The sequence below is a fragment of the Blastococcus sp. KM273128 genome (assembly GCF_021698975.1).
Lineage (GTDB): Bacteria > Actinomycetota > Actinomycetes > Mycobacteriales > Geodermatophilaceae > Blastococcus.
The window spans coordinates 74,312-88,358 of record NZ_SSXA01000010.1 but is presented as its reverse complement, the minus strand read 5'-3'; the positions used below and the strand labels follow the sequence as shown (position 1 = coordinate 88,358).

Below are 14,047 nucleotides of genomic sequence, written 5' to 3'. Positions count from 1 at the left end.
CCCACACATCGAGAAGGGACCTGACAATGGCACAGAACGAGAACCTGGCCGAGCTGTCGTCCGCGGGGGTCGCCGTCTGGCTCGACGACCTCTCCCGCGACCGCATCCGCAGCGGCAACCTGCAGTCGCTGGTCGACGAGCACTCCGTCGTCGGCGTCACCACCAACCCGACCATCTTCGCGGCGGCGATCAGCGGCTCGGACTCCTACGACGACCAGCTGCACGCCCTCGCCGTCCGCCAGGTGAGCGTCGAGGAGGCGCTGCGGACCATCACCGCCGCCGACGTCCGCGACGCCTGCGACCTGCTGCGGCCGGTGGCCGAGCGGCAGCCCGGGGACGGGCGGGTCTCCCTCGAGGTGGCCCCCGGGCTGGCCAACGACACCGACGCCACGGCCGCGGAGGCCGCCCACCTCTGGTGGCTGGTCGACCGACCGAACCTGTTCATCAAGATCCCGGCCACCGAGGCCGGGCTCCCGGCGATCACCGAGACGATCGCCAACGGCATCAGCGTTAACGTCACCCTCATCTTCAGCCTCGAGCGGTACAAGGCGGTCATGGACGCCTACCTCGCCGGGCTGGAAAAGCGGGTCGCCGAGGGCGGGTCGCTCGACGGCATCGCCTCGGTGGCGTCGTTCTTCGTGTCCCGGGTGGACAGCGAGATCGACAAGCGCCTCGACGCGGCGGGCGCGGACGCATCGCTGAAGGGCAAGGCCGGCGTGGCCAACGCCCAGCTGGCCTACCAGGCGTACGAGGAGGTCTTCTCCAGCGACCGCTGGAAGGCCCTCGAGGCGAAGGGCGCCGTCGCGCAGCGTCCGCTGTGGGCCTCCACCGGGGTCAAGAACCCCGAGTACTCGGACACGATGTACATCAGTGAGCTGATCGCCCCGGGCACGGTCAACACCATGCCGGAGAAGACGCTCATGGCCTACGCCGACCACGGCACCCCCGGCACCCCGGTGCAGAAGTCCTACGACGACGCCGCATCGGTCATGCAGGCGGTGCGCGACGCCGGCGTGGACCTCGACGACGTGTTCCGGGTGCTCGAGGAGGAGGGCGTGCAGAAGTTCGTCGACTCCTGGGACGAGCTCACCGAGTCGGTCCGCACCCAGCTGGAGGACAAGGCGTGACGCTCCAGGTCACCCGCGCCGGCCTGGACGTCCCCGGGCCGCTGCGCGCCGAGCTCGAGCGGGACGACGTCGCCGCCCGCCTGGCGCGCAAGGACGCCACGCTCTGGGGGCCCGACGCCGAGAGCGAGGCCGCGGTGCGGCTGGGGTGGCTGGACCTCCCGGCCACCTCCCGGTCGTTGCTCGCCTCGCTCGCCGAGCTCCGCGCCGAGCTGGTCGCCGAGGGGCTGGACCGCATCGTGCTGTGCGGCATGGGCGGCTCGTCGCTCGCCCCCGAGGTCATCTGCCGCACCGCCGGTGTGCCGCTGGTCGTCCTCGACACCACCGACCCGGGCCAGGTCCTGGCGGCCATGACGGAGCTCGAGCGCACCGTCGTGGTGGTCAGCTCCAAGTCCGGCGGCACGGTGGAGACGGAGAGCCAGCGCCGGGCGTTCGTCGCCGCGTTCGCCCGCGCCGGCCTCGACGAGGCGCAGACCGGCCGGCGCTTCGTCGTCGTCACCGACCCCGGCTCCCCGCTGGCCGAGACGGCCTCGGAGATGGGCGCCCGGGCGGTCTTCCTCGCCGACCCCACCGTCGGCGGCCGGTACAGCGCGCTGTCGGCCTTCGGGCTGGTGCCCTCCGCGCTCGCCGGTGCCGACGTCGCCACGCTGGTCGACGACGCCGAGCAGCTCGCCGAGCGGCTGGCCGAGCCGGGCAACGCGGCGCTGGAGCTGGGCGTGGCGCTCGGTGCCGCGTTCCGCGCCGACCGCGACAAGCTCGCCCTCGCCGACGCCGGGGAGACCCCCATCGAGGGGTTCGGCGACTGGGCCGAGCAGCTCATCGCCGAGTCGACGGGCAAGGAGGGGCGCGGCATCCTGCCCGTGGTGCTGGAGTCCCCCGAGGCGCCGGGCAGCTCCGGGCCCGACGTGCTGCTGGGCCTGGTCGGCGCCGACTCCCCGCCCGCCGGCCCGGCGGTCTGCGTCACCGGGCCGCTGGGTGCGCAGTTCCTGGGCTGGGAGTACGCCACCGCCGTCGCCGGGCGGGTGCTGGGCATCAACCCCTTCGACCAGCCCAACGTGACCGAGAGCAAGGAGAACACCCAGGCCATACTCGGTGCCGGGCTGCCCGACGAGCCGGCCGAGGCCACGGTCGGTGCCGTGGAGATCCGCGGCACCGCCTCCGTGCTCCAGGGCGTGGACCTCTCCTCCCACGACGGGCTGTCGCTGACGCTGGACGCCCTGCTGGCCGCCGTCCCGCCCCGCGGCTACCTGGCGGTCATGGCCTACCTGGACCGGCTCCGGGACGCCCGCGCCGCGGAGATCCGCACCGCGCTGGCGCGGCGCACCGAGCAGGCGGTCACCTTCGGCTGGGGCCCGCGCTTCCTGCACTCCACCGGGCAGTACCACAAGGGCGGGCCGCAGGTCGGCGCCTTCCTGCAGATCACCGGCGTCCTGGCCGAGGACCTGCCGGTCCCCGACCGGCCGTACACCTTCGGCACCCTGCAGGCGGCGCAGGCCGCGGGCGACCGCAAGGCGCTCTCCGACCGCGACCGCCCGCTGCTCCACCTGCACCTGACCGACCGGACGTCGGGCATCGACCAGCTGCTCACCGCGTTGCGCTGCTGAGCGGCAGCGGCCCGGCCGGGGCGCCGCCCGATCCGCGCCCGACCCACCCCGCCGTCCGGTCCACCGGGCCGGACGGCGGGACCCCGACCACGAGGACGGACGATGACCCTCCCCCCGCTGCGCGGTCCGCGATGATCGTCAATCCGCTGCGCGACCCCCGGGACCGGCGGCTGCCCGGGGTGCCCTCGCCGTGCGCCCTGGTCGTCTTCGGCATCACCGGCGACCTGGCGCGCAAGAAGCTGCTGCCCGCCGTCTACGACCTCGCCAACCGGGGCCTGCTGCCCACCAACTTCGCCCTCCTCGGCTTCGCCCGCCGCGATTGGGGCGACACGGAGTTCGCCGAGCTGGCGCGCGACGCGATCCGGCAGCACGCCCGCACCCCGTGGCGCGAGGAGGTGTGGGAGCGGCTGGCCGGCAGTGTCCACTTCGTGCAGGGGTCCTTCGACGACGACACCGCCTTCGACGAGCTCGCCGCGGCCCTGGGCGAGCTGGAGGGCACGCACGGCATCGGCGGGAACGCCGCGTTCTACCTGTCGATCCCCCCGGCGATGTTCCCGATCGTGCTCAAGCAGATGCAGCGCACCGGCATGGCCGAGAACACCACCGGCCGGTGGCGCCGCGTCGTCGTCGAGAAGCCCTTCGGGACCGACCTGGCCTCCAGCCGGGAGCTCAACGCCCTCGTCGACTCGGTGTTCAGCGCCGACGACGTCTTCCGCATCGACCACTACCTGGGCAAGGAGACCGTCCAGAACCTGATGGCGCTGCGGTTCGCCAACAGCCTCTTCGAGCCGGTGTGGAACGGCCACCACGTCGACTCGGTGCAGATCACCATGGCCGAGGACGTCGGCATCGGCGGCCGCGCCGGCTTCTACGAGAAGACCGGCGCCGCCCGCGACGTGCTGCAGAACCACCTGCTGCAGCTGCTGGCGCTGACCGCCATGGAGGAGCCGGTCGAGTTCTCGGCCGAGGAGATCCGCACCGAGAAGCTCAAGGTGCTGCGGGCGGTGTCGCTGCCCGAGGACCTGTCGACCTTCGCGGTCCGCGGGCAGTACGAGCAGGGCTGGCTCGCCGGGGAGCGCGTCAAGGCCTACCGCCAGGAGGAGGGCGTCGATCCGGCCTCGACGACGGAGACCTTCGCGGCCGTCCGGCTCGGCGTGGAGACCCGCCGCTGGGCCGGCGTGCCCTTCTACCTCCGGACCGGCAAGCGGCTGCCCCGCCGGGTCACCGAGATCGCCCTGGTCTTCAAGCGCGCCCCGCACCTGCCCTTCGCCGACACCGACACCGAGGAGCTGGGCAACAACCAGCTCGTCGTCCGGGTCCAGCCCGACGAGGGGGTCACCCTCAAGTTCGGGTCGAAGGTGCCGGGCAGCGTGATGGAGGTCCGGGACGTCTCCATGGACTTCCTCTACGGCGAGCAGTTCACCGAGACCAGCCCCGAGGCCTACGAGCGGCTGCTGCTCGACGTGCTCCTCGGCGACGCGACGCTGTTCCCGCGCAACGCCGAGGTGGAGGCCTCCTGGGCGGTGATCGACCCGCTGGAGGAGTTCTGGGCGGGATCGGATCCCGCGCCGTACCGGGCCGGCGAGTGGGGGCCGCGCGCGGCCGACGCGATGCTGGCCGCCGAGGGCCGCCGCTGGCGGCGGCCGTGATCGCCGGGCGCCCGACCAGCCGGCAGCCGCGAGCGGAGGAGACCCCGTGACGACCCTCTGGGACACCACCGGTTCCGCGGTGGTCAAGGAACTGGCCGCCCAGCGCCGCACCGGCGGCGCCGTCCTCTCCGGCGTGGCGCTCACGCTGGTGGTCGTGGCCGACGAGAGCCGGGTGGCCGAGGCCGAGCAGGCGGCGACCCACGCGGCCGAGATGCACCCCTGCCGGGTGCTCGTCGTCGTCCGCCGCCAGATCGACGCCCCGGTCCCCCGGCTCGACGCCGAGGTGGTCATCGGCGGGCGGCTGGGGCCGGGCGAGGCGGTGGTCATGCGGATGTACGGCCGGCTGGCCCTGCACGCCGAGTCCGTCGTCCTCCCGCTGCTGGCCGCCGACGCACCCGTGGTCGCCTGGTGGCACGCACCCGCGCCCGAGCAGCTGGCCACCGACGCGCTGTCGGTCGTCGCCGACCGCCGGATCACCGACAGCTCGCTCGCCGAGGACCCGCTCGCGGCGCTGCGCACGCGCGGGCAGGACTACGTGCCCGGCGACACCGACCTGGCGTGGACCCGGGGCACCGCCTGGCGGGCCACGCTCACCTCCACCCTCGACGCCGTGGCCGGCCGCCGCGGCGAACCGGTGCGGGTGCGCAGCGGGCGGCTCACGGGCGACCCGCGGAACCCGACCGCGCAGCTGCTCGCCGGGTGGCTGTCCGCCCGGGGCGGCTGCCCGGTCGACATCGAGGCGGGGCCGCGGTCCGCCGGCCCGTCCGGCGTGGAGGCGGTGGCCCTGGAGCTGGACCAGGACGAGGAGGTGCGGGTCGCCGCCGACCACCGGGGCGGCGCGGTCATCTCCCAGCCCTACCGCCCCGATTCCACCGTCGCCCTCCCGGAGCGGGTGCTCGGCGACCTGCTCAGCGAGGAGCTGCGCCGGCTGGACCCCGACGAGCCCTACGCCGACGCGCTCTCCTCCGCCACCGGCATCGAGGGGCTGGCGGAGCGGGCGCGGGCCCGCCAGCACATCTGGTTCGACCCGGCCGAGAGCGACGGCGACGAGCCGGAGCCGACCGGCCCCACCGTGCCCGGCGACTCCGCGGACTCCGACGAGGTCGCCCTCGACGGGGAGCGGAACGCCGGGGAGACCGCGCCCGCCGACGTCCGCCCAGGGAGGACCTCGTGACCCGCTCCCCCGGCGACCGCGTCGCCGCCGACCTCGCCGCCGACGCCTCCGGAGCCCTGCAGGGGGGCCAGGTCCCCGACGTGGTGATCGAGCCGGACGCCGACCGGCTGGCCCGGGCGGTCGCCGAGGCGCTCGTCGCCCGGCTGGCGGCGGCCCAAGCGGTGCACGGCACCGCGTCGGTCGTGCTCACCGGCGGCGGCATCGGCATCGCGGTGCTGGAACGCGTGGCCGGCCTGGCCGCCGAGCCGGTGCGGGAGACGGTCGACTGGACGGCGGTCGAGATCTGGTGGGGCGACGAGCGCTTCGTCCCCTCCGGCGACGCCGAGCGCAACGAGGGTCAGGCCCGCGCCGCGCTGCTGGACCGTGTCGGCGTGCCTCCGGCACGGGTGCACGCGATGCCCGCCGCGGACTCCGCCGCCTCCCCGGAGGAGGCCGCCGAGGAGTACCTCGCCGAGCTCCGGGCGCACGCCGGCGACGGGGCCGACCTGCCCCGCTTCGACGTGCTGCTGCTGGGCATGGGCGCCGAGGGCCACACGGCCTCGATCTTCCCCGCGTCGCCGGCGGTGCGCGACCAGCGCCCGGTGCTCGCGGTGCGCGACTGCCCCAAGCCCCCGCCGACCCGGGTCACCCTCGGCTACCCGGCGATCAACAGCGCCGAGGAGGTGTGGGTGCTCGTCACGGGCGAGGCCAAGGCCGAGGCCGTGGCCGCCGCGCTGGAGGGGGCGGACCCGGCCGACGTCCCGGCTGCCGGGGTGCGCGGCACCCGCGCCACCCGCTGGCTGCTGGACGCCGACGCCGCGTCGCGCCTCCCCCGCGCCAGGGGCTGAGTCAGCCGCCGCGGCGCACGCGCAGCCGGTCGAGGGCCTCCTCGAGCAGGGCGTCGCCGTCGGCGTCGCTGCGCCGCTCGCGCACGTAGGCCAGGTGGGTCTTGTAGGGCTCGATCCGCGGTGCGGGCGGCGGGGCGGCGCTGTCCTGCCCGGCGGGCAGCCCGCAGCGGGGGCAGTCCCACAGCTCGGGGACCTCGGCCTCGCTCGCGAGCACCACGCGGGTCTCGTGCCCGTTGGCGCACCAGTAGGGGATCCGCCGACGGGGCGCGGACTCGCCGCGCTCCACCTCGCCGACCGGACCCGCCCCGACCCGGGTGCCCCGGATCGCATTCCCACCAGCCACGTGTGCCCCCTGCTCGTCCGTCCGGGCGCGGCGCCGCCGGCACCGCGGGAGGAGTCTAGGGCCTGGGCGGCCGCTTCCCGGTCACGATTGCGCGCCGGTTGTGAAGCAGCCCACTCACCGGCAGGTCAGGGGTTGACCTTGATCAGGATGCCGAGGCCGACGATGCACACGGACCAGACCAGCGCGGTCAGCACGGTCAGCCGGTTGAGGTTCTTCTCGACCACCGACGACCCGGACAGCGAGGAGGAGACCGAGCCGCCGAACATCGAGGACAGACCGCCCCCCTTGCCGCGGTGCAGCAGGATGAGCACCACGAGCAGCAGGCTGCTGAGCACCAGCAGCACGTTGAGGACCAGCTCCATCGACCTCTCCGGAAGGTTGTCGGCGACCGGCGACGGACGCCAGCTCTCCGTCCGAGGGTAGCCGACGGGCGGCGGCCCTCGGTCCCGCCCTGCCGGGACGGGCGGCACCCCGGCGGGTCGGCCGGACGCGGCGGGTGCCGGTCAGCGGACTCCCGCGGTGGCGACGTCGTAGCCGTCGTACGGCCGCATGACCAGCCCGTTGCGCAGCCGCTGGCCCGCGAGCAGCTGGATGCGCGTCTCGGCCAGCGGCACGTAGGCCGATCGCTCCTGCGCCGCGACGGCGACCTCGGCCCACCGGGCGTCGCCCGCCCGGGCGCGGTCGACGAGGGAGTCGATCTCGGGGTCGGCCAGCCGCGCGTAGTTCGGGTTGCCGACCCGCGCGATGCTGCGCCCGTCGACCAGCGGCACGAGGAACGACCCCGGCGTCGGGAAGTCGGCCGTGCGGGTGGCGAGGACCATCCCGTAGCCGCTCGCGACCACGTTGTCGGGGTTGCCGACGTCGGTGGCGTAGAAGGTGGCTGGGTCCAGCGGCCGGACCTCGACGTCGATGTCCACCTCGGCGAGCTGGGCGGCGATCTCCTCGGCGACGTCGACGCTGCTGCTCACGTCGGGCACCGCCAGGACGGTGGCGAACCCGTCGGGCCGGCCGCAGTCCTCGAGGGCGGCGCGGGCAGCGTCCAGGTCGGTCTCCCGCTCCCCGGTGTCCGGGCCGCCGGGGAGGGCCCGCGGCCACAGGCTGCTGCTGCGCACCGCGTCGACCGCACCCCCGAGGGCCTGCTGGACTCCGCGGCGGTCGACGGCGGCGGCGACGGCGGCACGGCAGCCGGGGTCGTCCATCGGCGCGACGTCGGTGGGCAGCGCGAGCAGCCGGAGGGCGCCGGTGGTGACGTCGTCCACCCGGTCCACCAGCTCCTCACCGCCGTCCCCGGCCAGGCGGGCCGTCGTCGCCGGCACGACACCGGTCCCGGAGATGTCGAGGTCCGCGGAGCCGGCGAGCAGCGCCTGGTCCCGGGCGAGGCCCGAGAGCCCGGTGCGCACCACGACGCTGTCCGGCAGCGCCGTGCGCACCTCGTCGGTGGCCGGGTCCCACTCGGGGTTGCGCTCCAGCAGGATGCCGGTCTCCGGATCCACGGAGGAGACCGCGTAGGGGCCGGAGGACACCGGGTCCGCGCCGTACTCGCCGCGGGTGTCGGCCTCGGCGGGGACCGGGCTGGCGGACGGCAGCGCGAGCACGTACGGCAGGTCCGGCTGCGGGGCACGCAGCCGGAAGACGACCGTGCGCTCGTCGGGCGTCTCGATCGAGGACAGGACCGGGTCGTCCTCCTCGGCGGAGTACGGCCCCGGGTAGGGGTTGGCGGGGTCGTCGAGCAGGCCGACCAGGTAGGTGGGGCCGCCGACGATCACGTCCGAGGCGAACGAGCGCTGGATGCCGTACTTGACGTCGCCGCTGGTGATGGGCCGGCCGTTCTCGAAGCGGACCCCCTCCTTGAGCGTGAAGGTCCAGCTCAGCCCGTCCTCGGAGACCGTCCCGAGGTCGGTGGCGAGGTCGGCCACCAGCTCGGTGGTCCCGCCCGGCGCGCCGGCGAACGTCACCAGCGTGCGGGCGTAGAGCCGCATCAGGTTCCACACGCCGGGCAGGTAGGAGCGCTGCGGGTCCAGGCTGTCCACGGTGGGCGCGACCACCCGCAGCGTGCCGCCACGCTCGTCCGAGGGCGACCGAACGCCCTCGACGCCGGCGTCCGGGCCGTCGGCGAGCACGGGCACGTCGGCCCGCCCGCCCGCGCCACCGAGGCAGCTCACGGCGAGGACGACGACCAGCGCGATGACCGCCGCTGAACCCAGCAGGCGCCGCCGCGACCAGCCGCGGGCCCAGGGCGGGAGCCGGTCGGCCACGCGCTCCGCCGTCGAAGGCTCCACCTGCTGCCCACCCCCATCCGTGTCCGGCCGGGGGGCGGGCAGCAGGGTTCAGCTACCGCCCGCGGCGATCCGGCAGATCTGCGCGAATTCGTCGGCGTCCAGGCTGGCCCCACCGACGAGCGCGCCGTCGATGTCCGCCCCGGCCAGGATCCCGGCCGTGTTCGCGGCCTTCACCGACCCGCCGTAGAGGATACGGACGCCCGAGCCCGTCTCGGCGCCGAAGCGCTCGGCGAGCCGCGCCCGCAGCGCCCCGCAGACCTCCTGCGCATCGTCCGGCGTCGCCACCTCACCGGTGCCGATGGCCCACACCGGCTCGTAGGCGACGACCAGCCCGGCGACCTGCTCGGCGGTGAGCCCCTCGAGGGCGGCGTCCAGCTGCCGGGTGCAGTGCGCGACGTGGTCGCCGGCCCGGCGGACGTCGAGCCCCTCCCCCACGCAGAGGATCGGCACCAGGCCGTGCCGGAGGGCCGCCTGGACCTTCGCGGCGACGAGCGCGTCGTCCTCCCCGTGCAGCGCCCGGCGCTCGGAGTGCCCGACGGTGACGTAGCCGCAGGCGAGCGCGCTGAGCATGCCGCCGCTGACCTCGCCGGTGTAGGCGCCGGAGTCCTGGGCGGAGATGTCCTGGGCGCCGTAGCCGATGTCCAGCTTGTCGCCGGCCACCAGGGTCTGCACGCTGCGCAGCGCGGTGAACGGCGGGAGGACGACGACCTCGGCGGTCTCGAGCTCCTTCTCCTTCAGCGTGAACACGACCTTCTGGACCAGCCCGATGGCCTCCAGGTGGGTCATGTGCATCTTCCAGTTGCCGGCGATCAGCGGGCGGCGCCCGTCAGGGGTCGGGGTGGACCGGGTGCGTGCCATGTCGCTCCTCGCTCAGTCGGCCAGCACCGCGAGGCCCGGGAGGTCCCGGCCCTCGAGGTACTCCAGCGACGCGCCGCCACCGGTGCTGATGTGCCCGTAGGCGCTCTCGTCGAGGCCCAGCACCCGCACCGCGGCCGCCGAGTCCCCGCCGCCCACGACCGACAGCCCGTCGACGGCGGAGACCGCCCGGGCCACACCGCGGGTGCCGTCCTGGAACGGGGCCAGCTCGAAGACGCCCATCGGCCCGTTCCAGAACACCGTGCGGGCGTCGCCCAGCGTGGCGCCGAACAGCTCGACCGTGCGCGGGCCGACGTCCAGGCCCATCTGGTCCTCGGGGATGGCGTCGACCGGCACCGTGGTGGTCGGGGCGTCCGCGCTGAACTCCGGCGCGCAGACGACGTCGACGGGCAGGACGATCCGGTCACCGGCCTCGGCCAGCAGCCTCCGGCAGGTCTCCACCTGGTCGGCCTCCAGGAGCGACTTCCCGACCCCGTGGCCCTGGGCGGCCAGGAAGGTGAAGCACATCCCGCCGCCGACGAGGAGCCGGTCGACCTTGGGCAGCAGCGCCTCGATCACGGCGAGCTTGTCGCTGACCTTCGAGCCGCCCAGCACCACCACGTAGGGGCGGTCGGGCTCGGTGGTCAGCCGGGTGAGCACGTCGAGCTCGCGGGCGACGAGCCGGCCGGCGTGGTGCGGGATCCGCTCGGCGACGTCGAACACCGACGCGTGCGCCCGGTGGACGGCGCCGAACGCATCGTCCACGTAGACGTCGGCCAGCGCGGCGAGCCGGTCGGCCAGCTCGGCGCGCTCGGCGTCGTCCTTGCTCGTCTCGGCGGCCTCGAAGCGGACGTTCTCCAGCAGGAGGACGTCGCCGTCCCCGAGGGCGGCCGCCTTCTCCCGGGCGTCCTCCCCCGCCACGTCGGCGGCGAGGGGCACGGTCGTGCCGAGCAGCTCGCCCAGGCGCGCGGCCACCGGCGCGAGCGAGAACCGCGGGTCGGGCTGCCCCTTGGGCCGGCCGAGGTGCGCGGCGACCAGCACCCGCGCCCCGGCCTCGCGCAGCGCCTGCAGGGTGGGCAGGCTGGCGCGGATCCGGCCGTCGTCGGTGATTGCGCCGGTCTCCTTGTCCAGCGGGACGTTCAGGTCGGCGCGCAGCAGCACGCGCCGACCCGAGACGCCCTCGGCGATGAGGTCGTCGACAGAGCGCATCAGAGGGACTTGCCCACCAGGGTGGTCAGGTCGACGAGGCGGTTGGAGTAGCCCCACTCGTTGTCGTACCAGCCCAGCACCTTGACCATCGGGCCGAAGACCTTGGTCAGCTTCGCGTCGTAGATGCACGACGAGGGGTCGGTGACGATGTCCGAGGAGACGATCGGCGCGTCGGTGTAGGTCAGGTACTTGCCCAGCGGACCGGCGGCGGCCTCGCGGTAGGCGGCGTCGATCTCGTCGGCCGAGGCCTCGCGGGAGACCTGCACCGTGAGGTCGGTGGCCGAGCCCGTGGGGACGGGCACGCGGATGGCGTAGCCGTCGAGCTTGCCCTTCAGCTCGGGCAGGACCAGTCCGATGGCCTTCGCGGCGCCGGTGGAGGTCGGCACCATGTTGAGCGCGGCGGCGCGGGCGCGGCGCAGGTCCTTGTGCGGGCCGTCCTGCAGGTTCTGGTCGGCGGTGTAGGCGTGGATCGTGGTCATCAGGCCGCGCTCGATGCCGAAGGCGTCGTTGAGCACCTTGGCCAGCGGCGCGAGGCAGTTGGTGGTGCACGACGCGTTGCTGATGATCGTCTGCGAGCCGTCGTAGAGGTTGTCGTTGACGCCCATGACGATGGTGATGTCGTCGTCGGTGGCCGGTGCGGAGATGATGACCTTCTTGGCGCCACCGGCGTCGACGTGCTTGCGGGCGTCGGCGGCCTTGGTGAAGAAGCCGGTCGACTCGACGACGACGTCGACGCCGAGGTCGCCCCAGGGCAGGTTGGCCGGGTCGCGCTCGGAAAGGACCTTCATGGTCGTCCCGCCGATCTTGATGCCCTCGCCGTCGGCGGCGACGTCCTCCTTGAGGACCCCCAGGATGCTGTCGTACTTGAGCAGGTGGGCCAGGGCCTCGTTGCTGGTCAGGTCGTTGACCGCGACGATCTCGATGTCCTGCCCGCTGGCGGCGGCGGCCCGCCAGAAGTTGCGGCCGATCCGGCCGAATCCGTTGATGCCTACCCGGACCGTCACTGCAGACCTCCCATGGGAACCGTCACGTCGGTTGCCGCGCGGACCGCGCGGCCTCGCTCCGTGGAGACCCTATCGGTCGCGCCGGGCGCTGGCTCCCGCTCCCTGTCGGCCAGGTCACCTGATCGATGGGGGCCCTGGCCCATCTCCTGCTCCGGGCCGGGACCGCTCACGGTGAGCCGGGACACCGGGCACGACCGGGCGATCGGCCGGGGCGACCACCGCCATCGCGGTCAGCGGCCGTGGACCAGCTCCTGGCTGCGCACAGGGGTGGGCGACGGGAGCGCCACCCGCCGGCCCGGCGCGGCGACGACCCGGTCGCGCCCGGAGGCCTTCGCGGTGTAGAGCGCCCGGTCGGCCGCCTCCAGCAGGCGGTCGGACGCGACGCCTCCCGCCGGGCCGGTGGCGACGCCCGCGCTCACGCTCACGCTCACCATCTCGCCATCGACCTCGTGCCGGAGCAGCGCGCAGGACCGGCGGATCTGCTCGGCCCGCTCGACGGCTCTCTCCAGGGGCACCCCCGGCAGCACGAGGACGAACTCCTCCCCACCCATCCGCGCCACCGTGTCGCCGTCCCGCGCCGTCCGCCGCAGCACACCCGCCACGGCGCGGAGGACGTCGTCGCCCGCGGCGTGACCGAAGCGGTCGTTCACGGCCTTGAAGTGGTCGATGTCGACGACGACGACCGAGAGCTCCCCGTCGACCGCGCCCACCCGGCGGTCCGCGGCGAGGGCCCGGTCGAGCTGGCGCCGGTTGTGCAGGCCCGTCAGCGGGTCCCGCACCGCCTCCTCCGCCAGTTCGGCGCGCAGCCGCTCGATCTCCCGCACCTGCTCCTCGAGGCGGCTGTTCAGCTGCTCGACCGCCGCCTGCCGGGCCTGCTGCTCGCTCACGTCGCGCACCACCACGATGCGCCCCAGCGCACGCCCGCGGGAGTCGCTGACGGCGGCGTCCCGGACGTCGAGCCACAGTCCCCGCCGCACCTCGGCCACCCGGTGCCCGTCCAGCCGTTCGGTCCGGTCGAGGACGGCGACGGCGTGCTGCCCGGCGATGTCGGCCAGCGGGCGCCCCACCAGCTCCTGACCCCGCAGGTGGGTCCGGAGGCGGGCGAGCAGCCGACCGGCCGCCGGGTTCAGGTCGATCAGGATCCCGGCCGGGTCCACGACGAGCACCGCGTCGGGCACCGTGTCCACCACCTGATCGCGGGCGACAGGGACCAGCCGCAGCAGGCCCAGCCGCAGCAGGGCCCAGCAGTTGATCAGCCCTGTCACCACGAAGAACAGCGGCGTCACGTCGACGACCTGGCCGGCAGTCTGCAGGGCGAGCGCGGTCGCGTTGCCGGCGGTCGAGATGACGCCGGCGCCGAGCAGGACACCGATCTGCCGGCGGAAGATCCCGGTCGCGTTCCTCCAGCGGCGACCCAGGTGCCAGTAGGCCTCCGCGATGAGCACGTAGGAGTACACCGTGTGAGCCTCGAAGAGCGGCCCCAGGGTGATCGACTCGAACGGGTCGGAACCCGTCGCGCCGTGTCCGACGATGACGAGCTCCCGGGTGGCCGGCAGGGACGCCGCCACGACCAGCAGGACCGGTTCGACGGCGAGCAGGGTGAACCGCCGCCGGGTTGGCCGCCACGAGGGGTCGGCGACCGCCCGCGACAGCGTGTGGATGCCGGCCACGATGACGCCGACCGCGGCCAGGAGCAGCGGCGGGTAGAGCATCCGCACGGCGTCCGAGGCCAAGCCGTGCAGCACCGCGTCGACGGCCGACCACCCTGCCGCGCCCGCCATCGTGGCGGCCAGCGCGGTCGCGGCCGGGGTCCGCTCGCGACGCTGCCAGGCCAGCCCCGCCGTGACGAGCGCGACCACGGCGGCGCTGGCGAACAGCAGTGCCCACTGCTGTGGGGACATCCCGGCTCCTCGATCGGGCGGCCGGGTCGGTACCGGGCCGTCGACCGGGACATCGGCGCGGACCGCACACCGCCGGAG

The 14,047-nt window shown here is 74.6% G+C and carries 12 protein-coding genes; 5 read left to right on the top strand and 7 right to left on the bottom strand.

All coding sequences use genetic code 11. The features are described from left to right. Positions 1 to 26 precede the first annotated feature (26 nt). From tal to pgl, 5 genes are all read left to right on the top strand, one after another. Positions 27 to 1,127, top strand: a complete 1,101-nt coding sequence (gene tal, locus E9529_RS05025; RefSeq protein WP_236830012.1) for a transaldolase — start codon at positions 27 to 29, stop codon at positions 1,125 to 1,127. Further along, positions 1,124 to 2,728, top strand: a complete 1,605-nt coding sequence (locus E9529_RS05020) for a glucose-6-phosphate isomerase (protein WP_236830010.1) — start codon at positions 1,124 to 1,126, stop codon at positions 2,726 to 2,728. Before tal ends, E9529_RS05020 begins: the two co-directional genes overlap by 4 nt. A gap of 131 nt (positions 2,729 to 2,859) precedes the next feature. Next, positions 2,860 to 4,377: a glucose-6-phosphate dehydrogenase gene (zwf, locus tag E9529_RS05015; RefSeq protein ID WP_236830008.1), complete on the top strand. Its 1,518-nt coding sequence runs from the start codon at positions 2,860 to 2,862 to the stop codon at positions 4,375 to 4,377. Between the two features lie 46 nt (positions 4,378 to 4,423). Continuing rightward, positions 4,424 to 5,551 (top strand): glucose-6-phosphate dehydrogenase assembly protein OpcA, encoded by a 1,128-nt coding sequence (locus E9529_RS05010; RefSeq protein ID WP_236830006.1) that lies wholly within the window; start codon positions 4,424 to 4,426, stop codon positions 5,549 to 5,551. Beyond that, positions 5,548 to 6,378 (top strand): 6-phosphogluconolactonase, encoded by an 831-nt coding sequence (gene pgl, locus E9529_RS05005; RefSeq protein ID WP_236830005.1) that lies wholly within the window; start codon positions 5,548 to 5,550, stop codon positions 6,376 to 6,378. Before E9529_RS05010 ends, pgl begins: the two co-directional genes overlap by 4 nt. 1 nt (position 6,379) lies before the next feature. On the opposite strand, the gene E9529_RS05000 is transcribed toward pgl, so the two are convergent. From E9529_RS05000 to E9529_RS04970, 7 genes are all read right to left on the bottom strand, one after another. Next, positions 6,380 to 6,721, bottom strand: coding sequence for an RNA polymerase-binding protein RbpA (locus tag E9529_RS05000; protein WP_236826702.1), 342 nt, complete (start codon positions 6,719 to 6,721; stop codon positions 6,380 to 6,382). A gap of 125 nt (positions 6,722 to 6,846) precedes the next feature. Next, positions 6,847 to 7,083 (bottom strand): preprotein translocase subunit SecG, encoded by a 237-nt coding sequence (gene secG / locus E9529_RS04995; RefSeq protein WP_236830004.1) that lies wholly within the window; start codon positions 7,081 to 7,083, stop codon positions 6,847 to 6,849. A gap of 141 nt (positions 7,084 to 7,224) precedes the next feature. After that, on the bottom strand, positions 7,225 to 9,000 hold the full coding sequence (locus E9529_RS04990; RefSeq protein ID WP_236830002.1) for an ABC transporter substrate-binding protein: 1,776 nt from the start codon (positions 8,998 to 9,000) through the stop codon (positions 7,225 to 7,227). A 48-nt stretch (positions 9,001 to 9,048) separates the two neighbouring features. Next, positions 9,049 to 9,858 (bottom strand): triose-phosphate isomerase, encoded by an 810-nt coding sequence (tpiA, locus tag E9529_RS04985; RefSeq protein WP_236830001.1) that lies wholly within the window; start codon positions 9,856 to 9,858, stop codon positions 9,049 to 9,051. A 12-nt stretch (positions 9,859 to 9,870) separates the two neighbouring features. Continuing rightward, positions 9,871 to 11,064, bottom strand: coding sequence for a phosphoglycerate kinase (pgk, locus tag E9529_RS04980; protein WP_236830000.1), 1,194 nt, complete (start codon positions 11,062 to 11,064; stop codon positions 9,871 to 9,873). Beyond that, on the bottom strand, positions 11,064 to 12,068 hold the full coding sequence (gene gap, locus E9529_RS04975; protein WP_236829998.1) for a type I glyceraldehyde-3-phosphate dehydrogenase: 1,005 nt from the start codon (positions 12,066 to 12,068) through the stop codon (positions 11,064 to 11,066). Before gap ends, pgk begins: the two co-directional genes overlap by 1 nt. A 230-nt stretch (positions 12,069 to 12,298) precedes the next feature. Beyond that, positions 12,299 to 13,969 (bottom strand): diguanylate cyclase, encoded by a 1,671-nt coding sequence (locus E9529_RS04970; protein WP_236829997.1) that lies wholly within the window; start codon positions 13,967 to 13,969, stop codon positions 12,299 to 12,301. Positions 13,970 to 14,047 lie beyond the last annotated feature (78 nt).